The sequence below is a fragment of the Stutzerimonas chloritidismutans AW-1 genome (genome assembly GCF_000495915.1).
Lineage (GTDB): Bacteria > Pseudomonadota > Gammaproteobacteria > Pseudomonadales > Pseudomonadaceae > Stutzerimonas > Stutzerimonas chloritidismutans.
On record NZ_AOFQ01000057.1, the window covers coordinates 1 to 25,419 of the forward strand.

Annotated in this window: 28 protein-coding genes; 10 read left to right on the forward strand and 18 right to left on the reverse strand. The window is 65.1% G+C overall.

What is annotated here, in order from left to right; all coding sequences use genetic code 11:
- Positions 1-33: 33 nt before the first annotated feature.
- From F753_RS43120 to F753_RS43130, 3 genes are all read left to right on the forward strand, one after another.
- Complete coding sequence (locus tag F753_RS43120; protein ID WP_023446384.1) at positions 34-450, forward strand: PA0061/PA0062 family lipoprotein; 417 nt, start codon at positions 34-36, stop codon at positions 448-450.
- 40 nt (positions 451-490) lie between these two features.
- Positions 491-1,489, forward strand: coding sequence for an LLM class flavin-dependent oxidoreductase (locus F753_RS43125; protein WP_023446385.1), 999 nt, complete (start codon positions 491-493; stop codon positions 1,487-1,489).
- A 125-nt stretch (positions 1,490-1,614) separates the two neighbouring features.
- A complete protein-coding gene (locus tag F753_RS43130; RefSeq protein ID WP_023446386.1) occupies positions 1,615-2,967 on the forward strand; it encodes a cation:proton antiporter in 1,353 nt (450 codons plus the stop codon).
- A 20-nt stretch (positions 2,968-2,987) separates the two neighbouring features.
- On the opposite strand, the gene F753_RS43135 is transcribed toward F753_RS43130, so the two are convergent.
- The 6 genes from F753_RS43135 to F753_RS43160 form a co-directional block, all read right to left on the reverse strand.
- Positions 2,988-3,203: a dodecin gene (locus F753_RS43135; protein WP_014818555.1), complete on the reverse strand. Its 216-nt coding sequence runs from the start codon at positions 3,201-3,203 to the stop codon at positions 2,988-2,990.
- A gap of 170 nt (positions 3,204-3,373) precedes the next feature.
- Positions 3,374-3,589, reverse strand: coding sequence for a KTSC domain-containing protein (locus F753_RS43140; protein WP_023446387.1), 216 nt, complete (start codon positions 3,587-3,589; stop codon positions 3,374-3,376).
- Positions 3,586-5,391, reverse strand: a complete 1,806-nt coding sequence (locus tag F753_RS43145) for an ABC transporter ATP-binding protein (RefSeq protein WP_023446388.1) — start codon at positions 5,389-5,391, stop codon at positions 3,586-3,588. The genes F753_RS43140 and F753_RS43145 overlap by 4 nt, the downstream gene beginning before the upstream one ends.
- Positions 5,388-6,542: a glycoside hydrolase family 1 protein gene (locus F753_RS43150; protein WP_023446389.1), complete on the reverse strand. Its 1,155-nt coding sequence runs from the start codon at positions 6,540-6,542 to the stop codon at positions 5,388-5,390. The genes F753_RS43145 and F753_RS43150 overlap by 4 nt, the downstream gene beginning before the upstream one ends.
- Positions 6,543-6,631: 89 nt before the next feature.
- On the reverse strand, positions 6,632-7,852 hold the full coding sequence (glf, locus tag F753_RS43155; protein ID WP_023446390.1) for a UDP-galactopyranose mutase: 1,221 nt from the start codon (positions 7,850-7,852) through the stop codon (positions 6,632-6,634).
- Entirely contained in the window at positions 7,840-9,024 is a 1,185-nt protein-coding gene (locus tag F753_RS43160) for a glycosyltransferase family 1 protein (RefSeq protein WP_023446391.1), read from the reverse strand. The genes glf and F753_RS43160 overlap by 13 nt, the downstream gene beginning before the upstream one ends.
- Before the next feature lie 419 nt (positions 9,025-9,443).
- On the opposite strand from F753_RS43160, the gene galE reads away from it, so the two are divergent.
- Positions 9,444-10,505: a UDP-glucose 4-epimerase GalE gene (galE, locus tag F753_RS43165; protein WP_023446392.1), complete on the forward strand. Its 1,062-nt coding sequence runs from the start codon at positions 9,444-9,446 to the stop codon at positions 10,503-10,505.
- Between the two features lie 60 nt (positions 10,506-10,565).
- On the opposite strand, the gene F753_RS43170 is transcribed toward galE, so the two are convergent.
- Positions 10,566-11,066, reverse strand: coding sequence for a DUF3060 domain-containing protein (locus tag F753_RS43170; RefSeq protein WP_031298166.1), 501 nt, complete (start codon positions 11,064-11,066; stop codon positions 10,566-10,568).
- A 305-nt stretch (positions 11,067-11,371) separates the two neighbouring features.
- Complete coding sequence (locus tag F753_RS43175; protein WP_023446394.1) at positions 11,372-12,274, reverse strand: LysR family transcriptional regulator; 903 nt, start codon at positions 12,272-12,274, stop codon at positions 11,372-11,374.
- A gap of 182 nt (positions 12,275-12,456) precedes the next feature.
- On the opposite strand from F753_RS43175, the gene trpB reads away from it, so the two are divergent.
- The 3 genes from trpB to F753_RS43190 all read left to right on the forward strand — a co-directional run bounded on the left by trpB (position 12,457) and on the right by F753_RS43190 (position 14,999).
- Positions 12,457-13,668 (forward strand): tryptophan synthase subunit beta, encoded by a 1,212-nt coding sequence (trpB, locus tag F753_RS43180; RefSeq protein WP_023446395.1) that lies wholly within the window; start codon positions 12,457-12,459, stop codon positions 13,666-13,668.
- A complete protein-coding gene (trpA, locus tag F753_RS43185) occupies positions 13,665-14,486 on the forward strand; it encodes a tryptophan synthase subunit alpha (RefSeq protein ID WP_023446396.1) in 822 nt (273 codons plus the stop codon). Before trpB ends, trpA begins: the two co-directional genes overlap by 4 nt.
- A 183-nt stretch (positions 14,487-14,669) precedes the next feature.
- Positions 14,670-14,999 (forward strand): DHCW motif cupin fold protein, encoded by a 330-nt coding sequence (locus tag F753_RS43190; RefSeq protein ID WP_023446397.1) that lies wholly within the window; start codon positions 14,670-14,672, stop codon positions 14,997-14,999.
- Between the two features lie 112 nt (positions 15,000-15,111).
- Here the strand turns inward: F753_RS43190 and F753_RS43195 are convergent, their stop codons facing one another.
- The 4 genes from F753_RS43195 to F753_RS43210 all read right to left on the reverse strand — a co-directional run bounded on the left by F753_RS43195 (position 15,112) and on the right by F753_RS43210 (position 17,349).
- Positions 15,112-15,297 carry a DUF1289 domain-containing protein gene (locus tag F753_RS43195; protein WP_023446398.1) on the reverse strand — a complete coding sequence of 62 codons (186 nt, stop codon included), beginning with the start codon at positions 15,295-15,297 and terminating at the stop codon, positions 15,112-15,114.
- 2 nt (positions 15,298-15,299) lie between these two features.
- Positions 15,300-15,671: a hypothetical protein gene (locus F753_RS43200; RefSeq protein ID WP_023446399.1), complete on the reverse strand. Its 372-nt coding sequence runs from the start codon at positions 15,669-15,671 to the stop codon at positions 15,300-15,302.
- Between the two features lie 203 nt (positions 15,672-15,874).
- On the reverse strand, positions 15,875-17,116 hold the full coding sequence (locus F753_RS43205) for a type II toxin-antitoxin system HipA family toxin (RefSeq protein ID WP_023446400.1): 1,242 nt from the start codon (positions 17,114-17,116) through the stop codon (positions 15,875-15,877).
- Complete coding sequence (locus F753_RS43210) at positions 17,113-17,349, reverse strand: helix-turn-helix domain-containing protein (protein WP_226930269.1); 237 nt, start codon at positions 17,347-17,349, stop codon at positions 17,113-17,115. Before F753_RS43210 ends, F753_RS43205 begins: the two co-directional genes overlap by 4 nt.
- A gap of 258 nt (positions 17,350-17,607) precedes the next feature.
- Between F753_RS43210 and yghU the strand changes: the two genes are divergently transcribed.
- The 3 genes from yghU (at position 17,608) to F753_RS43230 (ending at position 20,166) form a co-directional block, all read left to right on the forward strand.
- Complete coding sequence (gene yghU / locus F753_RS43215; RefSeq protein WP_023446402.1) at positions 17,608-18,450, forward strand: glutathione-dependent disulfide-bond oxidoreductase; 843 nt, start codon at positions 17,608-17,610, stop codon at positions 18,448-18,450.
- 301 nt (positions 18,451-18,751) lie between these two features.
- Complete coding sequence (locus tag F753_RS43225; RefSeq protein WP_023446404.1) at positions 18,752-19,561, forward strand: hypothetical protein; 810 nt, start codon at positions 18,752-18,754, stop codon at positions 19,559-19,561.
- A gap of 212 nt (positions 19,562-19,773) precedes the next feature.
- Positions 19,774-20,166: a hypothetical protein gene (locus F753_RS43230; RefSeq protein ID WP_031298170.1), complete on the forward strand. Its 393-nt coding sequence runs from the start codon at positions 19,774-19,776 to the stop codon at positions 20,164-20,166.
- 96 nt (positions 20,167-20,262) lie between these two features.
- Here the strand turns inward: F753_RS43230 and F753_RS43235 are convergent, their stop codons facing one another.
- The 6 genes from F753_RS43235 to F753_RS43260 form a co-directional block, all read right to left on the reverse strand.
- Positions 20,263-20,766 (reverse strand): DUF4126 family protein, encoded by a 504-nt coding sequence (locus tag F753_RS43235; protein WP_023446406.1) that lies wholly within the window; start codon positions 20,764-20,766, stop codon positions 20,263-20,265.
- 99 nt (positions 20,767-20,865) lie between these two features.
- Positions 20,866-21,270, reverse strand: a complete 405-nt coding sequence (locus F753_RS43240; protein WP_031298172.1) for a hypothetical protein — start codon at positions 21,268-21,270, stop codon at positions 20,866-20,868.
- A 118-nt stretch (positions 21,271-21,388) separates the two neighbouring features.
- The gene (locus F753_RS43245; protein WP_023446408.1) at positions 21,389-21,682 is read right to left on the reverse strand and encodes a GNAT family N-acetyltransferase; all 294 of its coding nucleotides are present in this window, start codon (positions 21,680-21,682) and stop codon (positions 21,389-21,391) included.
- A gap of 203 nt (positions 21,683-21,885) precedes the next feature.
- On the reverse strand, positions 21,886-22,512 hold the full coding sequence (locus tag F753_RS43250) for a Type 1 glutamine amidotransferase-like domain-containing protein (protein ID WP_023446409.1): 627 nt from the start codon (positions 22,510-22,512) through the stop codon (positions 21,886-21,888).
- 149 nt (positions 22,513-22,661) lie between these two features.
- A complete protein-coding gene (locus F753_RS43255; protein WP_023446410.1) occupies positions 22,662-24,497 on the reverse strand; it encodes an ABC transporter ATP-binding protein in 1,836 nt (611 codons plus the stop codon).
- 251 nt (positions 24,498-24,748) lie between these two features.
- The gene (locus F753_RS43260; protein WP_023446411.1) at positions 24,749-25,276 is read right to left on the reverse strand and encodes a DUF1993 family protein; all 528 of its coding nucleotides are present in this window, start codon (positions 25,274-25,276) and stop codon (positions 24,749-24,751) included.
- Between the last annotated feature and the right edge of the window lie 143 nt (positions 25,277-25,419).

A 25,419-nucleotide genomic window follows, 5' to 3' on the forward strand; every position in this document is an offset into this window, starting at 1 on the left:
CGTCCCCCCCCGCCATTCGCCGAGGATCCAGCCATGCGTCGCGCACTCCCCCTCGCCCTGCCCGCCCTTCTCGCCCTGGCCGGCTGCGCCGGGCCATTGCCGCAACCCGACCCGAACATGGCCTGGGTCGACATGACCGCGCAGCCCAGCGACATCTTCATGTCCGACCAGCTGGACGGCAAACGCACCCCCGACGGCCGCTACTTCCAGGTCCCGCCGGGTGCTCATGAACTCGAAGCGCGCTACGAATTCGAAGTGACAGGGGGCGACTTCGGCCTGTTCGGCGAAACCCACACCATTCGCTGCACCCTGGTGATCCGCTACGACGACTTCCAACCCGGCCAGCGCTACCTGTTCCAGGCCCGCTCGCTGGGTTTCACCCCGCAAGGCTGGTTGCGCGACGAACAGCGCAACGTGCTGGTCGAGGCCGAGGCCGAGCATTGCCACTGAGCCCGCTCGCACCCGACCGCCTTACGTCATGAGGTAAACGATGTCCCGCATTGCAAACACCCGCTTTTCCGCTCTCGACCTGGCGCCGATCCGCGACGACGGCACGCCGGCCCAGGCGCTGCACAACGCCCTGGCCCTGGCACGCCATGTCGAGGGGCTTGGCTTCCAGCGCTTCTGGGTGGCCGAGCACCACAATATGGACGGCATCGCCAGCGCCGCCACCGCGGTGTTGCTCGGCTACCTGGCCGCCAACACCACGCGCATCCGCCTCGGCGCCGGTGGGGTGATGCTGCCCAATCACGCGCCGCTGGTGATCGCCGAGCAGTTCGGCACGCTGGAAGCGCTCTACCCGGGCCGCATCGACCTCGGGCTCGGTCGTGCCCCCGGCGCCGATCAGTTCACCGCCCATGCGCTGCGCCGCGACCGCATGGGCAGCGCCGACGACTTCCCGCAGGACGTCGAGGAGCTGGAACTGCTGCTCGGTCCGCGCCAGCCCAACCAGCGCGTCATCGCCATGCCCGGCGTCGACAGCAACATACCGATCTGGCTGCTCGGCTCCAGCCTGTTCAGCGCCCAGCTGGCCGCGGCCAAGGGCCTGCCCTACGCCTTCGCCTCGCACTTCGCGCCGCGCTACATGCACCAGGCGATCAAGCTATACCGAGACAACTTCAAGCCTTCGGCGGTGCTCGAAAAGCCCTACGTGATGCTCGGCGTACCGCTGATCGCCGCCGACAGCGACGAGCACGCCGAGCACCTGGTGACCAGCGTCTACCAGCGCATCCTCTCGCTGATCCGCGGCCAGAGCCTGGTGCTGCGCCCGCCGGTGCAGAGCATGCAGGGCCTGTGGCTGCCGCATGAGCAGCAGGCCGTGGGCGACTTCCTCGGCCTGGCGCTGATCGGCGGCCCGGAGAAGGTTCGCGCGCGTCTCGACGTACTGCTCGAGCAAACCCAGGCCGACGAGCTGATCTTCACCTGCGACCTCTACGAAACCGCCGACCGCCATCGCGCCTTCGAGATCGTCGCCGAGCTGCGCCAGTAGAAAACCGGCCGCTGCCCTGACCGGCGGCGGCCTACCTCGGCCCTGTCGGCGAACCCTGCCGCCGGCCACCGTTCCAATGGCACACACCCCTGGGCGCAACACCGCGCCCCGCCATCGGAACACGCATGAATTTTCTCGAATGGACGGCCGTGCTCGGCGTCCTGCTGCTGATCCTCGCCCTCGCATCGGCCTTCCTGCGCTGGCTGCCAATCACCACGTCCCTGATCTACCTCGGTTTCGGCGTGCTCATCGGCCAGCTCGGCATCGGCCTGTGGGAGATGGAATTCCTGCATATCGCCGGCTGGATGGAGCACCTCACCGAAGTCGCCGTGCTGGTGTCGCTGTTCGTCAGCGGCCTCAAATTGCGCATGCCGCTGCGGCATCCGGCATGGAAGAGCGCCTATGTACTGGCCGGGCCGGTGATGCTCGCCTGCATCGGTGGCGTCACCTTGCTCTGCCACTATGTGTTCGGCCTGAGCTGGGGTGTCGCGGTGCTGATCGGGGCGATTCTGGCGCCCACCGATCCGGTGCTGGCGAGCCTGGTGCAGGTCAACGATGCCCGCGACAGCGACCGCCTGCGCTACGGCCTGTCCGGTGAAGCGGGCTTCAACGATGGCACCGCGTTTCCCTTCGTGGTGTTTGGCCTGATGCTCATCGCCCAGGGCCAACTGGAGGCCGACTGGGTCGGCGAATGGGCGCTGCATCGGCTGCTGTGGGCGGTGCCGGCGGGGCTGCTGATCGGCTTCCTGCTGGGCAAACTCGTCGGCCGAGTGGCCATCTACCTGCGCGCACGGCATACCGATACCGCCATGTCGCCCAACGACTCGCTGGCCCTGGCGCTGATCGCACTGGCCTACGTCGGCGCCGAGCTGGCCGGCGCCTGGGGCTTTCTCGCCGTGTTCGCCGCGGGCCTCGGCCTGCGCCACGCGGAAATCGCCGCCGCCGACGACTCGGAGACGCCGTCCGAAGAGCTGATCAACGACGCCGTGCCGCACCTTGCCGAAGGCGGCCTGGCCCCTCGCGCATTGCCGCTGGATGAACGGCAGCTGGGGCAACCACGGGTCGCCGCAGGCGTGCTGATGGGTGATGTGCTGGCTTTCGGCGGGCAGCTGGAACGCAGCCTGGAAGTGTTACTGGTGACCATGCTCGGGGTGCTGGTCTCGGTGCACTGGGACTGGCGTGCAGTGCCGCTCGGCCTGGCGCTGTTCCTGCTGATTCGGCCGCTGAGCGTGATGCTGCTGATGCCGCGGCGCTACCTCGACCGCGCCCAGTGCCTGACAGCGGGCTGGTTCGGCATACGAGGCATCGGCAGCCTGTATTACCTGAGCTACGCGGTGACCCACGGCCTGCTGCCGGACGAAGCGCAGACCATCATCGGCCTGGTGTTATCGGTGGTAGCGCTGAGCATCGTGCTGCACGGGCTCAGCACCCAGCCTTTGCTGCGTCGCTACGAACGCAGCCGCGGCGCCGCCGACTGACCGGCGGCCACGCGTTGCGATCAGCTGTTCTCGAGGCGGAAGCCGACCTTCATGGTCACCTGGAAGTGACCGACCTTGCCGTTCTCGACGTGGCCGCGAATCTCGCCGACCTCGAACCACTCGACGTTCTGCAGTTTGCTGCTGGCTTCGGCGATGCCGTTCTGAATCGCTTCGTCGACGCTGTTGCGCGAGGAGCCGACGATTTCAATCTTCTTGTACGTGTGATGATCCGACATAGAACTTTCCCCTTCTGGTCTGAAGAGCCTCCGCTCGGTAATGACGCTTCCTGTTGATTGAGGCCCGCAGAGCGGCCCGGAAGTTCAGCGGAGCGGTCGATCCGCCGATGGCGGGCGGTGAATCACCCTGGTGGATAACGCGCTGCTTATCCACGCGGTTCCCGGCACGCTCACTCCACGCGCCGATAGCGGTAATGCTGCGGTTTGAACACCTGATTGAAATGCCGACCCAGCGAGTCGGCTTCGAGCAAGGCCTGCAACGCTTCGGGCGGGACCTCTTCGTAGCGGTACAGCGCGCCGCTGCTGAATTCCACCTCCAGCACTTGCTGCTCGGGGTCGTAGCCAAGCGAGCGCAGGCTGCGCGAGGTCACCGCTGCGCGTTTCATGCGCTGGGATCGGCTTGCTGGGCGAAGCCGTCGGCCTGCATGCGCCACAGCGCATCGAACTCACCGCCGTGGCGGCGCAGCTCCTGCGGCGGGCCGTCTTCGACGATGCGGCCGTCACGCAGCACGATGATGCGGTCGAAGCTCGCCAGCGTGGACAAGCGGTGCGCCACCGCGACCACGGTGCGGTTGTGCACCAGCAGGTTGAGTGCCGCCTGGATCTCGCCCTCGGACTGGGTATCCAGCGCCGAGGTCGCCTCGTCGAGAATCAGGATCGGTGCATCCTTGAGGAAGGCGCGGGCGATGCCCAGACGCTGGCGCTGACCGCCGGAGAGCATCACGCCGCGCTCGCCGACCAGGGTGTCGTAACCCTGCGGCAGTTCGCGGATGAAGCCGTCGCAGAAGGCGCTGCGCGCCGCCTCGACCACCTCTTCGTCGCTGGCGTCCGGGCGCCCGTAGCGGATGTTCTCGCGGATGCTGCGGTTGAACAGCGCGGTCTCCTGCGGCACCACGGCGATCTTCCCGCGCAGGCTGTCCTGGCTGACGCTGCGGATGTCCTGGCCGTCGATGAGAATGCGACCGCTCTGCACATCGTCGAGGCGCTGGATCAGGTTGATCAGGGTCGACTTGCCGGCCCCGGACGAGCCCACCACACCGACCTTCTGCCCTGCCGGAATGTGCAGGTCCAACCCCTCGAACACGGCGCCGCGATCCGGGTAGCTGAAGCTGATGCGCTCGAAGGTGATGTCGCCTTCGGCGAGCATCAGCTGGTTGTCGCTGTCGTCCAGTCCATGGGGCTGCACGATGATGCGCAGGGTGTCGTCGATGGCGCCGATCTGCTGCGTGGCATCCACCAGCGCCAGTGCCAGGTCCCGCGAGCCATGCAGGATGCGAAAGGTCAGCGCGCTGACCAGCACGACGTCGCCTGCCGTGACCTCACCGCCTACCCACAGCTGGATCGCCCAGATCAGCATGCCGCCGGCCATCACCGACAGGCAGATGTCGTGCATCACCCGCGCCTTTTCCAGGTACATCCAGCTGCGCCGCTGGGCACGGGCTTCGAAGCCGATCTCGTGGGCCAGGCGTTCGGCCTCGCGATCACGGGCGGAAAAGGCCTTGATGGTCCAGACGTTGGAGACTGCATCCACCAGCTCGCCGCCGACCCGCGCCGATTGCGCGGCGAAGCGCTGATGCTTGTAGCGACCACGAATACCGAACCCGGTGATCAAAACGGCGACGATGGCAACGAACAGGATCAACGCCACAGCCATGCGCACGTCCACCGTGAGCAGCACCACCACCGCACCGAGGAAGTCGACGATCGGCGGCACGATCTTCCAGGCCAGCCCGCCGTAGATGGCGCCAGCCGCCTGACCGACGGCGGAGATGCGATTGCCCAGCGAGCCGGCGAAATGCTCGGTGAAATAACGCATCGGGTGGCCGGTCAGGTGCTTGAACAGGTCGACGCGGATATCCACCACGCTGGCCACCACGGTGCGGCAGCCCAGCCAGCCACCCAGGCGCCAGAACACGTTCTCGGTGACGATCAGGCCGATGAACAGCCCCAGCGGCCACCAGACGTTGGCCGAGCCGCGATCCGCAGTGCCCTGGGCCATGGCATCGACCAGCAATTTCATGCCGTACTGCACCGCCACCGCGCAGCTGGCGGCACCGATGATCAGCGCCAGCAAGCCACCGAAATGCCAGGGCCGGGCACAGATGTAATGCCAGAGAAAGGCCACCGGGCGGCTGGGTAGCGGCAGCTCGTCCGGCTTGGCCTGAGGCACGGCGGCCGCCTGGTTCATGGCGTGGCTTCGGCTAGCTGTAGAGTCGGGCTGGAGTGGCTGAAACGCATCTGCTGCAGCCGCAGTTCATCAGCCAGCCCTTCATGCACGCAGCGCTTGCCGTTTTCGTCGGGAAAGCCGAACAGCCCGACCGGGCAGTGCCGCTCATCGGTCCAGCCCGGGTAATCCAGCACCGGATACAGGCAGATGCCTTCCACCGGCACCCCGGCCTGCATCGCCAGACCCGCCTGCTCGCTGACATAGCGCAGCCAGTCCCCGCGCACGTCGCCTTCGGCGCCGGTTTCGGCTATCAGCAACGGCCTCCCATAACGCTGATGGATTTCCCGCAGGATGCCCTTGAATGGTCGGTAATCCGGGTTGTCGCGCTCGATGGTACGGCCATCACCGTGGTACCACTGGTTGTTCGAGTAGTAGTTGATGCCCAGCACGTCGAGGTACTCCGGCGCGCCGCCAAGCCCCGGCCATTGCTCGCCGCAGAGCATGTCCCAGGCCTCGAACTGCGATTGACGGAAGCGCTCGGCGTCGCGCTGTGGGCCGGGCCGGTCGTTGCCCGCGACCACATGGATGGCCGGATCGACCTGGACGAAGCGCGCCCGTGGCTCGACCACGCGGATCGCCTGCATCGCGGCGATGGTGGCGCGCACCAGTTGGTGCTTGAGCTCGAAGCCACGGCCGCGCGCCATCGGGTTGAAGTAGGCCTCGTCGCCGCCGGCCCAGGCCCAGAAGGAGATCTCATTGAGCGGTGCGTAGAACGGCACCTCACCGGTCTCGTCCTTGACCAGCTGCGCCGCCGCAGCGGCATAGCGCGCGAAGCGCTCGACGAACTGCGGCCGCCAGATGTCGATGTCGTCCGGCCAGCCGTAATGACACAGGTCCCAGATCACCTGGGTGCCCTGGCGCTGCGCGGCCTGCAGCATCGGCAGGAAGCTCGACCAGTCGTACTGCCCCGGCGTGCGCTCGATCAGATGCCAGCGCAAGCCGTCGCGCACGCTGTGCAAGCCATGCCGGTGCAGCTCGGCATAATCGTGGGCGGCCCAGCGGTCATGGCCGGTCGCGGCGATCAGGTCGAGACGCCGACCGTCGCTACGCCGGTGGTTGGAACACTCGAAACCGCCAAGGAAAAAACTCTTGAACAGGGAGGGATGGTGCATCGTTTACCTCATGGATGACTCGGTGGCCGCCCGCGTGGCCGAAGACTCGCCGACGCGCGGCGAGCCTCAGGCATAGCCGCCGCAGCGCTTCAGCCGAGTTGCTCGGGCACCGCTTGCGGCTGCGTTGCCAGCTCGGCTTCCTCAATGCGCTTGTACAGCGCCAGCGCCTGCCCGACCACCTGATCCATGTTGTAGTACTTGTAAGTGCCGAGACGGCCGACGAAAGTCACGCCGGGCGTCTGGTCCGCCAGCTGCTGATAGCGCTTGTACAGCTCGGCGTTCTCCGGCCGCGGGATCGGGTAGTAGGGATCGCCCTCGGCCGCGGGGTACTCATAGGTGACGCTGGTCTTCGGATGCACCTGCCCGGTGAGATGCTTGTACTCGCTGATGCGCGTGTAGGGCACGTCTTCGCTGGGGTAGTTGACCGTACCGACCGCCTGGAACTGCTCCTGCTCGAGCTGCTTGTGCTCGAATTTCAGCGAGCGGTACGGCAGCTTGCCGAAGCGGTAGTCGAAGTATTCGTCGATCGGGCCGCAGAAGATCAGGTGGTCGTACTGAACCTCATCGCGAATTTCCCGGAAGTCGGTGTTGATCATCACCTTGATGTTCGGATGCGCCAGCATCTTCTCGAACATCTTGGTGTAGCCGTACTTGGGCATCTGCTGGAAGGTATCGGTGAAGTAGCGGTCGTCGGTGTTGGTGCGCGTCGGGATGCGCGAAGTCACCGACTTGTCCAGCTGCGACGGGTCCAGACCCCACTGCTTGCGGGTGTAGCCGCGGAAGAACTTCTGGTACAGCTCGCGGCCGATGCCGTTGATCACCACGTCTTCGCTGGTCTGGATGTTCTCCACCGGCTCGGCACGGCTGGCGAGGAAATCTGCCGCTTCCTCTTCGGTGGTCATGCTCAGACCGTAGAGCCTGTTCAGCGTGGTCATGTTGATCGGGATCGGCACCTGCTGGCCATCCACCTGCGCCAGCACGCGATGCTCATAGGGGCGCCACTCGGTGAACTGCGAGAGGTAGTCGACGATGCGCTGGGCGTTGGTGTGGAAGATGTGCGGGCCGTAGCGATGGATCAGCACGCCGGATTCGTCGTGATAGTCGTAGGCGTTGCCGGCGATGTGCGGGCGCCGGTCGACCACCAGTACGCGCTTGTTCAAGCCCCTGGCCAGCCGCTCGGCGAGCACGCTACCGGCGAAACCGGCACCGACGATCAGGTAATCGAAGCCACGTCTGCGCGCCTGCGGCTCTTCGCCGGCACCACCGCCGAGACGTTCCGGGTTGCGGTCCTGCGGGCTCATATCGCGCATTGCATCTTCTCCTTCATCAGGGACCAGGTGTGATCCCAGGACATGTCGCCAAGGATCTCGTCGGCCTTGGCCAGCAGCGCATCACGGTCCTCGGCATCGGCCAGGGCGGCTTCGGTCGCGGCGACGAACGCCTCGGCACTGTCGGCGATGCGCACGATGCCGGTGTCACCGTAGGTGCGCACCACGTCGGTGATCGGCGTGGACACCACCGGGCAACCGCCGGCGAGGTATTCGGGGGTCTTGGTCGGGCTGATGAAGCGGGTCGATTCGTTCAGCGCGAACGGCATGATCGCCACGTCCCAGCCCGACAGGTATTGCGGCAGCTCGTCGTAGATCTTGCCGCCGAGGTAGTGGATGTTGTCGCGGCGCGGCAGCTCGGCTGGGTCGATCTTGACCACCGGGCCGATCAGCACGATCTGCCATTCCGGCTTCATCCGCGCCACCTGCTCGATCAGCTCGAGATCGAGACGCTCGTCGATCACGCCGTAGAAGCCCAGGCGCGGATGGGGGATTTCCGCCTGGTCGTCCGGGTCATGCTGCGGCCGGCGCGCGGCGGCGAAGTGCTCGACATCCACGCTGCTGGGGAACGGATGCGCATTGTCGTGGCGCTGGCGCTTGGCCTCGTAGAGGCTGTAGCCGCCGGTAAAGACCAGATTGGCGCGACACATCAACTCCACTTCGCGCTCGATCAGCTGCGGTGGCGCACCGCGAAAGGCCGAGAGTTCGTCCATGCAGTCGTAGACGATCAGGTTCGGTGCCAGATGATCGGAGAACGCCAGGCTCATCGGCGTGTAGTACCAGAGCATCAGCTCGCTGACGCCGAGCTTCTCCAGGTAGCCATCGAGCAACTGGCGCTGCACGCGGGCTGCATCCTCCCCCTCGCAACCGGCGGGCAGCCGCGGGATCAGCACCTGCACACCGTTCTCTTCGGGTCGCACTTCCAGCCAGGGTTCGGCGTCTTCGGTGGCAATCGGCTCTTCGTGGAAGAGCACGTTGTAGTCGCGGGCGAAGCGCGACATCAGGTGCTGCGGGCGCTGGTAGACGAAGCTCCAGCGCAGGTGCGAGAGGCACAGCAGCGTTGGAATCTGATCGTCGAAGACCACTTCGGCCGGCGCCTGCTGCGCGTTGCGGGATTTACCGATGTCGTACTGGAACGGGCCGGCCCAACTCATGTAGCACCTCATTTCGGTAGCCGTGCCCGGGCGTTCCTGCCCACTCACCATGCCACGTCGATGCCAGCGCTGCCCTGCGTAAGGCGTGTCATCGCGCCACGACTACGAGCCGTCAGATGGCCTGCAACCCGCGTCGTCCGCCGGTAGTGGACGGCAATCGGCGGTTCGGGTTCCCGCCAATCATCCGATAGCGCAGCCCGTCGGCCGTCCGGCGGCTGGATGGAACTCGCCAGAACCTTGCCCCGTCCCTATCAACAGGACGCCTTAACACCGGCACCGGAACCCACGCGCGCAGCTCGTCGTCGCCGTCCCGTTCCGTTTCGCCGATCCCAGATTGCGGAGACTCATGCAGCGCCATTCACTGGCCAGCGGCAGTGTCCCGAGCGTGTCGAAAAGACAGCGAATGCGGAGGTAGACAGATGATTCTGGTAACAGGAGGGGCCGGCTACATCGGCTCACACGCGGTGCTCGAACTGCTGCAGGCCGGGCATGAAGTGCTGGTGCTGGACAATCTGTGCAACAGCTCGCAGGCCGCTCTGGACCGCGTCGAGCACCTGGCCGGCCGCCCACTGCACTTCGTCAAGGGCGACGTGCGCAACCGCTCGTTGCTCAAAGCGCTGTTCGCCGCCTATCCGATCACCGCAGTCATGCACTTCGCCGGGCTCAAGGCGGTTGGCGAAAGCGTGCGCGAGCCGCTGCGCTACTACGAAACCAACGTCGGCGGCAGCATCGCGCTGTGCCAGGCGATGGCCGAAGCCGGCGTGTTCAGGCTGGTGTTCAGCTCCTCGGCGACGGTCTACGGTGAATCACCGGTGATGCCAATCACCGAGGACCGCCCCACCGGCGTGCCGACCAACCCCTACGGCCAGTCCAAGCTGATGGCCGAGAACGTGCTCAAGGGCCTGGCCGACTCCGATCCGCGCTGGTCGATCGGCCTGCTGCGCTACTTCAACCCCATCGGCGCCCACGAGTCAGGGCTGATCGGCGAAGACCCCAACGGCGTACCGAACAACCTGCTGCCCTACATGCTGCAGGTAGCAGTCGGTCGCCGGAAGCAGCTGAGCGTGTACGGCAACGACTACCCGACACCCGATGGCACCGGTGTGCGCGACTACATTCACGTGGTCGATCTGGCCAAGGGGCACCTGAAAGCGCTGGAGCGACTGCAGCTGATTCATGGTGTTTCCACGTGGAACCTCGGCACCGGCAAGGGCCACTCGGTACGCGAGATGATCACCGCCTTCGAGGAAGTCACCGGGCGCTCCCTGCCCCACGTGATCAAGCCGCGCCGCAGTGGCGACATCGCCCAATGCTGGTCGGACCCTACCAAGGCCGAACTGGAACTCGGCTGGCGTGCCGAGAAAGACCTGACCACCATGCTCGCCGATGCCTGGCGCTGGCAGAGCCGCAATCCGCGCGGTTACGCCGAGGAAAAAGTCGCCGCCGCAGAGGTCGCTTCGCAGACCGCCCTGGCCAGCTGAGCGCCGGTCGTGCGGCGAATCGCGCCGCACGACCTAGTCGCCCGGACGGCGAAGTCCGCCCTATTGCCGGTCGATCTGGTGACCAACGCCGGACAAGGACATCGCCGGCTCATCCCCGCTCCACTGCAAGCGGTTGTCGATGCCAGCCACAGTGACCTGCGCCGGGCCGTCGAACACCAGTTCCAGCTCGTGATCAGCGCCTAATACCTCAACGATTGCCGTCTGGCCTCGGCCAAGGATGGTGGAGCGGATCTGGTTCTTGTTGGTGTCCACGGTCAGACGGTCGACGGACTTCGCCGTTACGCTGTTTCCGATGCCGGACACTTCCAGCGCAGACGCCTTTTCCAGGCTGATCTCATGGTCTGTCCCGTAGACCTGCACCACGCCACAGTCCCCGGTGAGGCTGATCTTGTTGGCATTACCGGAGATGTTCACGTCCTTGCCAAGGCAGGGCACATCCCGTGACAGCTCGATGCCATCCAGTTCGATCGGTTGAGCATGGGCAGCCGCCGTCAACAGCAGGCCGGCCGCGAGCATCGCAGCAGAAGCGCAAGCATTCATTCGCTAAGTCCTTTCGAGGCAGAAGAAGGCATCGGAGAAAACCGCTGCGATCATTGATCGCTCCGCTGCCGTGGGGCGTAGGACTCGATGGCGACGACCGAGTTCAAGCCGCCAAGGACGCGCGTGGTCACGGCGAGTTGCGTCATGCAGCACGCGCAAGTAACCACCCGCTGTTCGCGCCCGAAGCGATCTGCGCTTTCCAATCGCCGCATTCATGCCACCGAACGAACCGCGTCCAAGCGATCTCCGCTCTGTGGGAGCGATCTCGATCATGAATAGCCACGCCGATGCTTCCGCCTGGCTCTTTATCCGGGCTTCTGCGCACCGCGCAGCTCGTCTCGCAGCCACTCCGCCAGGCGTTCGGCACGCCGATCCAGCCGCCGTGCCGGCACCCAGAGCGCCAGGCGGGCGCTGGTTTCGACGAAATCCCAGGGCGCGAGCAGCCGCCCCGATTTCAGATCGTCGGCGACCAGCTGCTGCGGTGCGATGGCCACGCCCAGCCCGGCCAGTGCCGCTTCCAGGAGGAAGTACAGGTGCTCGAAGCTCTGCCCGAGGCGCAGCTGCGTGGGGTCCAGTTGCTGCCGGCGCGCCCAGCTCGGCCAGGCCTGCGGGCGCGAGGCGGTATGCAACAGCGCTTCGTCGAGCAACGCCGCGGGCGGTGCGCTGCGCAGTTCGGCACAGCGCGGATGGTAGGGGCTGAGCACCGGGCCGATGCGCTCGACGGCCAACTCGAACACCTGCATGTCCGCTGGCCACGGCGGCTCGGCGTACCACAGCGTGGCATCCAGCCCCGGTTTGCGTGGATCCAGCTCGCCCTCGCTGGCGGACAGCTGCAGACGCAGCTCGGGCAGGTCGCGATTGAGCCGATCCAACCGCGGGATGAACCAGCGCGCCAGCAGGCTGCCGGGACAACCGAGGACGAACGGCGCCTCGGCCGTCTGCCGCTGCAGCTCGGCACAGGTGCTGCGCAGGCGCTCGAAGGCCTCGCTGGCGGCATCGCGCAGGCGCACCCCGGCATCGGTGAGTTTTACGCCACGACCTTCCTTGATGAAAAGGCCTATGCCCAGCTGCTCCTCGAGCTGCTTGACCTGCCGACTGACGGCCCCGTGGGTGACATGCAGCTCGCGCGCCGCTTCGCTGACACTACCCAGGCGGGCGGCCGATTCGAAGGCACGCAGGGCATTGAGAGCGGGAAGATCCTGAGCCATAAGTGTGAGTTTTCCTGACAGGTCGTGGCGATCTTATCGCTTTTAACCCGGCGCCCATAGCCGTACCCTGAGGCCATCGCATCATCCGTCGCCTGTGGCAGCGGTCTTGACCGCGAATGCGCCGAAACGCGTTCAGGACAAGTACCCGAGCACCGGCCCGGCAACCGTTACAGGAGCCTCACATGACGTCATACCGCAGCGGTCCCGACGACCGCGGCCTGTTCGGCCGCTTCGGCGGCCAGTTCGTCGCCGAAACCCTGATGCCGCTGATCAACCAGCTGGCCGCCGAGTACGAGAAGGCCAAGAGCGATCCGGCCTTCCTCGAGGAGCTGGCCTATTTCCAGCGTGACTACATTGGCCGCGCCAGCCCGCTGTACTTCGCCGAGCGCCTGACCGAGCAGTTCGGCGGCGCGAAGATCTACCTCAAGCGCGAAGACCTGAACCACACCGGCGCGCACAAGATCAACAACTGCATCGGCCAGATCCTGCTGGCCAAGCGCATGGGCAAGCAGCGCATCATCGCCGAGACCGGCGCCGGCATGCACGGCGTGGCCACCGCCACCGTGGCCGCGCGTTTCGGCATGCAGTGCGTGGTCTACATGGGCACCACCGACATCGAGCGCCAGCAGGCCAACGTCTTCCGCATGAAGCTCCTGGGCGCCGAGGTGATCCCGGTCACCGCCGGCACCGGCACGCTGAAGGACGCGATGAACGAAGCCCTGCGCGACTGGGTGACCAACGTCCACAACACCTTCTACCTGATTGGCACCGCCGCCGGCCCGCACCCCTACCCGGCGATGGTGCGCGACTTCCAGTCGGTGATCGGCAACGAAGTACGCGAGCAGATCATGCAGAAGGAAGGCCGCCTGCCCGACTCGCTGGTCGCCTGCATCGGCGGCGGCTCCAACGCCATCGGCCTGTTCCACCCGTTCCTCGATGACGAGTCCGTGCAGATCGTCGGCGTCGAAGCGGCCGGTCACGGCATCGACACCGGCAAGCACGCCGCCAGCATGGCCGGCGGTGCGCCGGGCGTGCTGCACGGCAACCGCACCTTCCTCTTGCAGGACGCCGACGGCCAGATCACCGACGCACACTCCATCTCCGCCGGCCTCGACTACCCCGGCGTCGGCCCTGAGCACGCCTGGTTGCACGAGATCAAGCGCGTCGAATACGTGCCTTGCACCGACGACGAAGCGTTGAAAGCTTTCCACCAGTGCTGCCGCCTGGAAGGCATCATCCCGGCGCTGGAATCGGCCCACGCCCTGGCCGAAGCCTTCAAGCGCGCGGCGAAGCTGCCCAAGGAGCACCTGATGGTGGTCAACCTCTCCGGCCGCGGCGACAAGGACATGCAAACCGTCATGCATCACTACGACGAACAGGAAGAACATATATGAGCTCGGTGAACTCCCGTCTGCAGTCGCGCTTCGCACAGCTGAAGCAGGAAAACCGCGCCGCGCTGGTGACCTTCGTGACCGCCGGTGACCCGGACTACGCCACCTCGCTCGCCATCCTCAAGGGCCTGCCGGACGCCGGTGCCGACGTCATCGAGCTGGGCATGCCGTTCACCGACCCGATGGCCGACGGCCCGGCGATCCAGCTGGCCAACATCCGCGCCCTGGCGGCCAAGCAGAATCTACCGAAGACGCTGCAGATGGTCCGTGAATTCCGCGAGACCAACAGCAGCACCCCGCTGGTATTGATGGGCTACTACAACCCGATCTTCGCCTATGGCGTCGAGCGCTTCGTCAGCGATGCGAAAGAAGCCGGTGTCGACGGCCTGATCGTCGTCGACCTGCCGCCGGAGCATAACGACGAACTCTGCGACCCGGCCCAGAGCGCCGGCATCGACTTCATCCGCCTGACCACCCCGACCACCGACGACCAGCGCCTGCCGGTCGTGCTCAACGGCAGCTCGGGCTTCGTCTACTACGTCTCGGTGGCCGGCGTGACCGGTGCAGGTTCCGCCACCCTGGAACACGTCGAAGAAGCGGTAGCGCGCCTCAAGCGCCACACCGACCTGCCGGTGTGCGTCGGCTTCGGCATCCGCACCCCGGAACAGGCCGCCGCCATCGCACGGCTGACCGAAGGCGTGGTGGTGGGCTCGGCGCTGATCGACCAGATCGCCGGGGCCAAAGGCCCGGAAGACGCGGTGGAAGGTGTGCTCGGCCTGTGCCGCCAGATCAGCGCCGGAGTACGCGGCGCCCGCGGCTGAGGCTTTTGTGCCGTAACCGAAAAGCCGCTGCTCCCGTGAGAGCGCAGCGGCTTTTTCGTTCGTGTAAGGGCGTTCGTTGCCTCAGGAACGGCCTATCCGGTGGGCTTCAAGCCACCACGGCGCCGTATCTATCACCACTGCTTTTCTGCAAGACCACTCACTCATTGCCTACAGGCGTCAGACATGGACATCAACGACCTCCCCTTCGGCACTACCGACTGGGCCACCATCGAACCCACCGTACACCCCGGCGACACCGGGAGTGCTTACTGGCGCCCCCGCCAGTTCGGCCCCATCCGCGTGCGCATGGTCGAGTACACCCCGGGTTATCTGGCCGACCACTGGTGCAGCAAGGGCCATATCCTGCTGTGCCTGGAAGGCGAACTGCACACCGAGCTTCCTGATGGGCGCCGCTTCATCCTTACGCCGGGCATGAGCTACCAGGTCGCCGACGGCGCCGAGCCGCATCGTTCATCTACCGAAGTGGGGGCAAAGCTGTTCGTGGTGGATTGATTGCGTCGCCTCTGCGACCTGAGGCGCATGGCGCGGGATCAGCGCCTGCGATGCAAATGCGCGGCTATCACCACGCTGCCATCGGCAGCGGAGGCGCCCCATCGCTCAGCCATCACTTCTTTTTCTTCTTTTTCAGCGCTTTCAACCGCTGCGCCGCGCGCTCTACCGTGGCCTTTTTGTCCGGGCGCTTCATGCGTTTCCATTTGCGGATCTCGTCCTTGGTGCGGCCGCAGCTGGTACACAGCTCGTCCGTGAGCTTGCAGACGGAAATGCACGGATTCTCGACGTCCTTGCCCACGGTCAGTGCCGTGTCGTGGCGTTGCGGGCCAGGCGACGTTGCCAGTCACCGCCATCGTCGCGCTTGCAGGCTTCCTCGCTGTCGAAGCGCACCGGTGCAATCAGGGCATCCATTTCCACACCCGCCTCAGCGAGCGTCGCTCGAGTAAGCGCCTGCATGCGTGCGCCCTGTCCTTGGCCAATCGCCAGAGCCCTCTGCACCTCCGTGACGAATACCCAGGTGACCTGCAGGCTCTCGGGAAAGCGCGCGTAATCGACCTCATGGGTGAGCCAGCTGAACCCTACGATCTCCGCCTTGCCCGCCTCGCAGGCCTGGCTCAGGCAACTGGCAAGTTGCCGTTCCATACGGGTCTGATCGCGTTTGCTGAGAAGCATCGTGAAGTCCTGTTACGGTTTGGCCCCGAGCCGAAGGGACAGTAAGCAGGAGTCTAACGCGACCCCTGCACGCCGGACCGTCAGCACCGCTTGTTGTCAGTACCACTGATCGATTACTGACTATGGTTGCCACGCTCGCGGCAATCTCACACAACGAGGCTCTAGCGTGTGCTGTAGGCATTCGCGAAGGAAGACCCTGGCCGCTACAGCTTGCGGTAGCGGCGGCACTGCTGAACCACGTATTTGCGCACATGCTGCACCTTCGCCCAACCCGCCTCATCCATGCCAACCGTCTGCAGTTCAGCTTGCAACTCGGCGCTATTGGCAGCTGGCTCGAGCAGATCCAGCATTTGCCGCAGCTCCCGCAGTACGAACGGCGGCGCGAGGCCCATGTGGCGCGCCAGCTCTTCCCAATCGGCTCTGCGCAGCTGCTGCGGATGGAAGTTACCGCCGACCGCGAAACCAAGACTGGGGCTGTATGGCAGCACCATCGTACATACCAGGTCATAGGCCGGCGCCAATGACCAGCGCCCCTTGGCGTCTTGTAACAGCGAAATGTTCTTGGCATGGCCATCGCTGTTGCCGGCCAGCACGTTGAATATCTGCCAGCGCAGCAGCTGGCGCACCTGCAGCGCAGGCATGGCCGTCACCGCGCGCAACAGGTCTGCGCAGGCAGCCAGCGTCGGGCCGCCCTCTTCCTGGTACTTGAGCCGCCGCGGATAGCCAAGCGCCTGGCACATGTCCTCTTGGTGCACACGCTCGATCTGGTTATCCACTCGCTCACGATCGTAACGAGTCACAGCAAGATAGTGAGCCTTCCCTGCCTGACCTGCGTGCGAGTCGGGTACCACAAGCCCAGCCATCCGAGCCAGGCGGTTCATATAGAGCTCGTTGAAAACCAACGCCGGCTTTAGCGAGAACTTGATCAGATGCGAAGAAGCGGCGGCGCCGCGCGGGAGGTAGAGCTGGCCGCCTTCGAGGATTACGGGAATCTTGTCCTGGGCGCCGGCAAGCGAAAGCCGTGTCGCCTTGCCCGGCTGGAACAAGGCGTAGCGCTCCTTACCCTGCGCCCAGCGCGCCAGCTGATTGGGGTCGACCGGCTCCTGGCCAGATTCGATCAACGCATCGGCCCGCTCCGGGTCAACAATGCGCAACGCACCGGCACAATCACCACCGATGGCGGCCAACAGCGAAAAGTCGTCATCGGCGATCCCAAGCCGGTTCACCAGCAACTGCCGCGAAGCTTCTTCGGGAAGCAGATTGGCAAACCAGTTGTGTGCCGTGCCGAGCGTTGGCGCAAACATACCGGTTGCAAGCGGCAAGCTATTGGAGATTGCAAACCGCGCTGCTTCGCTATAACGAAAACCCATGCTGCGGCCATCGTCACCCAGCCAAAGCTCACCGATACGGCAATCACCCCGGTAGACGCCGAGCAGTCCGCTCACAGGTCGCTCCCGTCACGTCTAGCCGCCAACAGCTCGATGCCAAGCGTATGACACACGTTCAGCACCCGCCCGAACGAACAGCTCTCGCGGCCATTTTCCAGCTCGCTCAGAAAGCGCACGCTCACGCCGCATAGGCCGGCAGCGTCCACCAGACGCAGCCCCTGACCCTTGCGGGTGCGCTGGATCATCTTGCCCAGCTCGGCCATTGATATAAATGCGGTAGGTCCACCCATTTTCCCGTTCCGTACAATTTGTCCTTCGGCAACAGCTCACTTCCGCTTTTTTCCCAATAGGGAAAATACTCTCCACTGCTGGCCAGTGCACTGGATTTTTTACCGATCGGGAAAAATATTCCTAGCTCATCTCAAAAACCACCTCGCAGAACAAACCATCGCCCATCGATGACCAATATCGACCCGCTTGATTTCGACAGCGCTGGCCGAGGGCGTAGCATGCCCTGCACATCCCCAGAGCCACCGAGGAGATTGTTCATGCCTGATACCCCTTACGTCCCGCCGAAGGTCTGGACCCACGACGCGCCCTCGGGCGGCAAGTTCGCCAGTATCAATGCCCCGACCGCCGGTGCGCGGGAGGAGAAGGTGCTGCCGGTGGGCAAACATCCGCTGCAGCTCTATTCACTGGCGACGCCCAATGGCGTGAAGGTCTCGATCATGCTCGAAGAGCTGCTCGCCGCCGGCCACAGCGGTGCCGAGTACGACGCCTGGCTGATCAACATCGGTGAGGGCGACCAGTTCGGCAGCGGCTTCGTCGAGATCAATCCGAACTCGAAGATCCCCGCGCTGGCCGATCACAGCGTCGCAGGCAAACCGCTGCGGGTGTTCGAATCCGGCTCGATCCTGGTCTACCTGGCGGAGAAGTTCGGCGCCTTCCTGCCCACGGAAATCCGTGCGCGTACCGAGACGCTGAACTGGCTGTTCTGGCAGATGGGTTCGGCGCCCTTCCTCGGCGGCGGCTTCGGCCATTTCTATGCCTACGCGCCGGAGAAGTACGAATACCCGATCAACCGCTACGCCATGGAGGTGAAGCGCCAGCTCGACGTGCTCGACCGCCAGCTGGCGGAGAACCGCTACGTGGCCGGTGACGACTACAGCATCGCCGACATGGCGATCTGGCCCTGGTACGGCGTGCTGGCGCGGGGCGAGCTGTACGACGCCGGCGAATTCCTTTCCGTGCAGGACTACAAGCACGTCCAGCGCTGGGCCGCGGAGGTCGCCGAGCGCCCGGCCGTGATCCGCGGGCGCAAGGTCAATCGCACCTGGGGCGACGAATCCGAGCAGGCCCCCGAGCGCCACAGCGCTGCCGACCTGGACTGAAGCGCAACCGGAGCGGGCGGTGGAAGGCGCGAAGCCTTTCCACCGCCTGCTATCTTGCCCTGGCAGGCTGCCCGGCCCCGTCTGCCGAGGGGTCCTGCTTCAACGCTCCCTCATCGCCGCGCACGTCCTCCGCGCAGCGACTGCACTGCCCTCCTCCGACCGCTGATCCTCCACGCTGAACTATGCCGGTGCGCTCCGACCCAATGTCTATGAGCGCCGTTAAATCCGCGATAGACGCGGCCATCATCGCGACACGCGCAGCGCTCACATCCCGGTTGTTCAACACAACGTGAGGTGGATCATGAGACATACACTGGTAGCAGCGTTCGCAACGCTGACCGACGCCAACCGCACCCGCGGTGACCTGATGTCGCGGGGCATAGCGCGGGAACAGATTCACGCCATTGGTGCCGAGAGCGCCGATATCCATGCCTACGATGCGCCCTACACCACCACGCCGGACACCCCGGTGGACCGCACGCATCACGAGTCCAAGATCACGCATTTCTTCAAATCGCTGTTCGGCCATGAACCGCACGAGCAGCACCGCCACTACGCCACCGCCTATCCAGATGCCGTACGCCGCGGTGCCCTGGTGATCGCCGTGGATGTCGACGATGAAGATCAGCTGGCCAAGGCGCGCGATGCCCTGGAATACAACGGTGCCATCGACATCAACGAGCGCGGCGGCAGCGGCGCAGTCGAAGGCTATTCAGGCCCGACCAGCCCCTATGCTGGCGCGACCGGCGGCGACAGCCATCTCGACAAGCACTTCAGCGCAACCGGCACGGCAACCGCTGGCAGCGACCGCCCTCTGAGTGGCGCGCACACCGGCGACGGTGCCCACATCGGCAATACAACCGCGCCCGGCGCCGACCCGACCGATTACAACGACCGCAGCTCGGCCGACACCGGTCGCTATGACATCGGCGGCGCGGCCAAGCGCGCCGGCACCGACTACCCGGACACCACCGCCACCACGGCACCCACCGGTGCCGGCGCGACCGGCCACGGCAGTAGCCCGGACACGCCGGAAGTGGCACCCGGCGTCGGCACCCGTGACGCCGGCCTCTGCCGCGACCGCATTTGCGTGATCCAGCGGCCGAGCTGACCGCTGCTGCGCAGTACCACGGGCCGCATCGCGCGGCCCGTTTTATGTCATGTCGCGGTCGGGCAGCCACACCCTGACGACGCGCAATCCATCAAGGCCATAGCCTGCTGCGACGATTGGCGCAGGGCCGGACTGCTGAGTGCTGGCTGCGCCCGGCGTATTCTGGCGCTTCAGGCGGCCCGAGCGCTGCCAAGCATGCAGAGGGCCACGCCATGCCTACGCTGAGAACCATCTCGTCCTGTCTGATGCTCTGCCTTGCCGCTTCGAGCGCCTGGGGCGCACAGCCGGCCATGGAGCAGACGGAAGGCGCATCGAAGAGCGCCTTCGTCCTGCATGAAGGCGGCAACATGCACACCGACCAGGCGGCCCTGCGCGAGCGTCGCGCCAAAGCGTACGAAGTGGAGCTGCGCGAAGCCCACGACGAGCTGATGGCCGCCAAATACGCCATCACCCAGAAATACCTGGCCAAGCTGCCGGCCCATGAGCGCGAAGCCATGCAGGCCGAAGTGGCCGCGCAGCACGCCACCTTCGCCTACCGCTACCCCGAAGCCCACGCGCGCTTGCTGCAGAGCAATCCGCACAAGACCGAGATCAGCCAGGACTGACGGGTCCCGACGGTAACCCGCGTAGGGTGGAAAACGGCAACGCCTTTTCCACGCGTCCACATCACCGCACCACGAAACGCGAGGAGTTCACGGCGTCTAACGCCCGCGCCGACCCTCGCCCAACGCCCGCCGCAGCCCGGCTCGGCCAATCACCAACGCCAGACATTCCTCCACCGCACCCAGCGCCGCATTGACCAGCGGCCGGGGCTGATAGGGCTTGCGCAGGCTCAACCCGACCTTGGATGCGACCAGCGCCGCCGTCGCACCGAGCAAGGCCGGCACCAGCACCGGCTCGCGACGGACACCCGCCAACGCCGCCGCGCTGACGCCGCCGGACAGCGCGCGAAACATCATCGACGGCACGATGGTGCGATCCGGCGCAAAGGGCATCTTGTCGCCGATCATCTCGCTGGCCGCGAGCGTTGGCAGAAAGGTCTGCGCGGTGTCCGACGTCAGCAGTTGCGCGGCCTCCCCCGCCCCGGCGAGATCATCGCGCTCGCTCAACGCCCGGCTGACCAGTGTCGGCGCCAGCATGCTGCGCATGCCCGTCACCGCCCCGATTGCCAGGGCGGCCCATAACAGATTGCTCGAAGTCGACATCGTCAGATCTCCCGGTGGTTACCAATACCGACCGGGCGCCCGCCGCCAGCGTTCGGCTGCACAGCGCAGCCAGCGACGGATGACACGCTCAAGGCACCATCACCACTGATAGAGCCCGTAAGCGAACACGCCAAGGCCAAAGCCCATCTGCGCCAGCAACAGCGCGCGGATGGCGAAGGTGTAGCTGATCACCCGGCTCTGCCCAAGCGCATCGGCAGCGAACAGCCGGTGGCTCTCGGGAAACTCGGCCTCCATCTCCTTGAGCGCCGTGATGGTCAGTTCCAGCAGCTGCCGGCTGCGTGCATCCACCAGCCAGAACACCTGCGCCAGCAAGACGGTAAAGGCACCGAGCAGAATCAGCAGCCCGGGCGAGAAGCCGCGCTGCAGCGCGGCCAGCACGCCACCATCGGCGAAGATCGCCAGCACCACGAAGAAGTTGAAGCCACGCAGGCGCTGCTCGGCATTGAGCTTGAAATGCGCCCAGACAAACTCTCGAGCATCCACGCGATTGCCCTCTGACAAAACCAGCTGCTGGTGCGATGCCATGCCGGCGCGGCGGCAGCGATCACTCAGATAAGAGCATCGGCTCCGGCAATAAATCCCGCCTGGAAGGGTGTGCTGGTCAGGCCGGATCGACCAGGTCCTGCCATTGCTCGTGGCGCTCGATGTAGCTGGCGATGAACTCGCATTGCGGCACCACCCGCTTGCCGCGGCGCCGTGCATCCTCCAGCGCGCCCTTGGCCAGCACACTGCCCAGCCCCTGCCCGGACAGGCTGGGGTCGACCTCGGTATGGGTAAAGACCATCCGCTCGCCCTGCTCGTTGTACTCGGCAAAGCCGAGCGGCTGGCCGTCGACCAGCAACTCATAGCGCTGCTGCGCGGCATCGTGGCGGACGCTGGCTTGTCTATCGCTCATGGCGGGCTCCCTCTCAGGTGAATGACTGCGCTAGAGGTACGAGTGGGCGCAGTGTATGAGGGTTCAGGTGGCGCGACGACGAACCGGAATGCGCCGTGCGCGTTGCTCAGGCCCGCCCATGCCACTGCTCCAGAGGTAGCGGCGGCAAGGGCATTTGGTAATTGATAGAGGCTTGGCAGAGCAGGCAGGCCTTGAAGCTGGCGTTAGCCTCGTTCGCCGCTCGTTTGGATTTCAGCGTGACCGCCCGACACGACGATCGCCTGGTTATTGCTGAATGGGCGAAGCGCCAACACCTGCCCGTGCTCTTTCAGCACCTGCTCGACGGCCTCGTCGAACGGCGCATTTCGGTAATGCGGCAGCGGGTAGAAATCGACCAGCCCCAGTGCGGTGTAGGACTCCAGATCAGGCGCGGCAGTGACGTCGTCCAGCGCCCGAATATAGTCAATGCTCGGGGCGAGTATCGCGGAACCGGCGGATTCGCCGATATAGCACTTCCCGGCCCTGACCTGTTCCGCGATCAACCTGTCCGCGCCTGTGCGCTTCAGCTCCTGCAGCAGAAAGAAGGTGTTGCCGCCTGACACATAGATGTAATCGCCACGTTCGAGCTTGCTGACGATCTCGTCCTGAGGTGCGGTTGAAACTTCGAGTTCATCGATCACCAGACCGGCTTCGACAAGCGCCTCCCTGGCCGCAACAAGGTAGGAATTGACCTCCTCGGCAAGGCTCGCCGTAGGAATCAGCGTAACCGTCCTGCCGCGGCACTCGCCTCCGGTGAACCTGACAAACAAGTCCACGACCTCGGCAAAGGAGGATGTCAGGAAAATGTTCATATGCACCTCTGCACTCGACTGGATTCAGGCTTGCCCAACCCGCCCCTGGTTATTGAGAACACGGCGGGATAGCTCAGCGCTGCCGCGCCGCGCGTTCCAACAGGCCGACAAGCAGAGTGGACGAAAAACCCCTAGCTTGCCCGTTCGAATCAATCCACCCCGACGAACCCACCCGTCTGGTGCTGCCACAGCCGCGCATAGAGACCGCCGCGGGCGATCAGCTCGGCGTGGGTGCCGGTCTCGATCACCTGGCCGCCATCGATCACTACCAGCCGATCCATACGCGCGATGGTCGACAGCCGGTGGGCGATGGCGATCACCGTCTTGCCTTCCATCAGGGTATCCAGGCTCTCCTGAATCGCCGCCTCGACCTCCGAATCCAGCGCCGAGGTGGCTTCGTCGAGCACCAGGATCGGTGCGTCCTTGAGCAGCACCCGGGCGATGGCGATACGCTGCCGTTGCCCGCCGGAGAGTTTCACGCCGCGCTCACCAACCATGGCCTCAAAGGCCAAGCCGCCCTGACTGTCGTCCAAGGTCTTAATGAACTCGTCCGCGCGGGCCTTGCGTGCCGCGGCCCAGAGTTCTTCCTCTGTGGCGTCGGGCTTGCCGTAGCGCAGGTTGTCGCGGATCGAGCGGTGCAGCAGCGAGGTGTCCTGGGTGACCACGCCGATATTGGCGCGCAGGCTTTCCTGGCTGACCTCGGCGACGTTCTGCCCGTCGATCAGGATGCGCCCGCTCTCCAGGTCATAGAGGCGCAGCAGCAGGTTGACCAGCGTCGACTTGCCCGCGCCCGACGGCCCGACCAGGCCGATCTTCTCGCCCGGACGAATGTCGATAGTCAGTCCGCTGATCACCCCGCCCTGCTTGCCGTAGTGGAAATGCACATCCTCGAAGCGCACGCCGCCCTGCTCCACCTGCAGCGGCTTGGCGTCCTCGGGGTCAAGCACATCGCGCGGCCGGACGATGCTCTTCATGCCGTCCTGCACGGTTCCGACGTTCTCGAAGATGCCGTTGACCACCCACATGATCCACTCGGCCATGTTGTTGATGCGGATCACCAGGCCCAGCGCCAGGGCGATGGCGCCTGTCGTGATCAGCGCCTCGCTCCACAGCCACAGCGCCAGCGCGCCGGTGCCGACGATCAACAGGCCGTTCATGCAGGTAATCAGGAAATCCAGGCTGGTGATGACTCGCGACTGCAGGCGGAACTTGCCGAGCAGCTCCTGCATCGCCTCGCGGGCGTAGCTCTCCTCCTCCCGCGAATGGGCGAACAGCTTGAGCGTGGCGACGTTGCTGTAGCCATCCACCACCCGCCCCATCACCTTGGAGCGCGCCGCGGACGCCGCCGCCGAACGCGCGCGAATACGCGGCACGAAGTACCAGAGCGCGGCGCTGTAGCCGACGATCCACAGCAGCAAGGGCACGATCAAACGCAGATCCGCGGCTGCAAACAGATACAGCGCACTGCCCGCATAGACCACCACATGCCACAGCGCATCGATCACCTGCATGGCCGAATCGCGCAGCGACGGCCCCGTCTGCATCACGCGCTGGGCGATGCGCCCGGCGAAGTCGTTCTGGAAGAAGTTCAGGCTCTGCTTGAGCACGTAGCGGTGGTTCTGCCAGCGGATCAGGTTGGTCAGCCCTGGGTTGATCGCCTGATGCGTCAGCAGATTGTGCAGGCCGAACACCAGCGGCCGGATGACCAGCGCCACCGCCGCCATCCACAGCAGCTCGTTGCGGTGCTCGGCGAAGAAGGTCCGCGCGTCATCGGTCGTCTGAGCCATGTCGATCAGCTGGCCGAGAAAGCTGAACAGCGCCACCTCGATCAGCGCCGCAAAGAAGCCGACCACCAGCACGGCCGTCATCAACGGCCAGACCTGCTTCAGGTAATGGGCATAGAAACGCAGCATCCCGGCCGGCGGCGCAACGTCCGGGCTGGGCTTGAAGACATCGATCAGGTTTTCGAAACGGCGGAACAACATGGGGAGGTCTGCTTTGTGGCGAGGTGGGCGAACATCGTTCGCAAATACGACCGCTCTGGCGCGGCATCCCGGTTGGACGCCCCGAGCCCGCGAGCGTTTCGCCAACCACATGCCCTGCCCGTCGACTCGCATTGGTGGACAAGCGCAGCGTTGTCCACCCTACGCCACTCCGCACTCCTCTGCCGACACCTCGCATGCGTAGGGTGGAAAACGGCGAAGCCTTTTCCACGCGCTACGTCCAAGCCACCTCGTTAGCCCTTCGGAATCGATTCCGCCCGCAGATACGGCAGCATATGGGTCACGTAGTCCGCCTTGCCCAGCTCGATCCCTTCCTTACGCAGGATCGAATACGCGGTCATCACATGGAAATAGAACTGCGCCAGCGTCCAGTCACGGGCGTATTGCTCAGCGGTCAGGTCGAAGATCATCCCATTCGCCAGCTCGTGGGCGATTGGCTTGTCCGCGTCCATATCCAGCGCATCGGCGGCGAGGCCGTCGAGCAAAGCCACCGTCTCATCGATCCGGGCATAGGCATCAGCCAGCGTGCCCGGCCGCTCGCCAGCCTGCCGCCCTTCGTCCAGCAGCTCGTTGATCGCAGCCGGGAAGGCCTCGTCTCTCAACCGGCAAACAGCCTCCTGTGCCTGCACGCAGGCAAAGCGAATCTGGGTCGACAGCGGAAACATATCCGGCGCTAGCCGCGCGGATAACAACGCCTGTGCCTCTGCTTCCGGGAGCTGGGCCTGCGCCTTTTTCAGCCAGCCGGAGAGAGTTTTGAGCATTGCGTGAAGGTGGGAACTAGGAGGGTTGTTAGGTGCATGGGTGCTTACCATTGTGAATGGGGGTGGAAAACCTAAGACGATGAAGTCATAAGGTGCTATGAAGCTAGCCACCTGAAAATAAATCTAACCCGTTTTCCCATGAG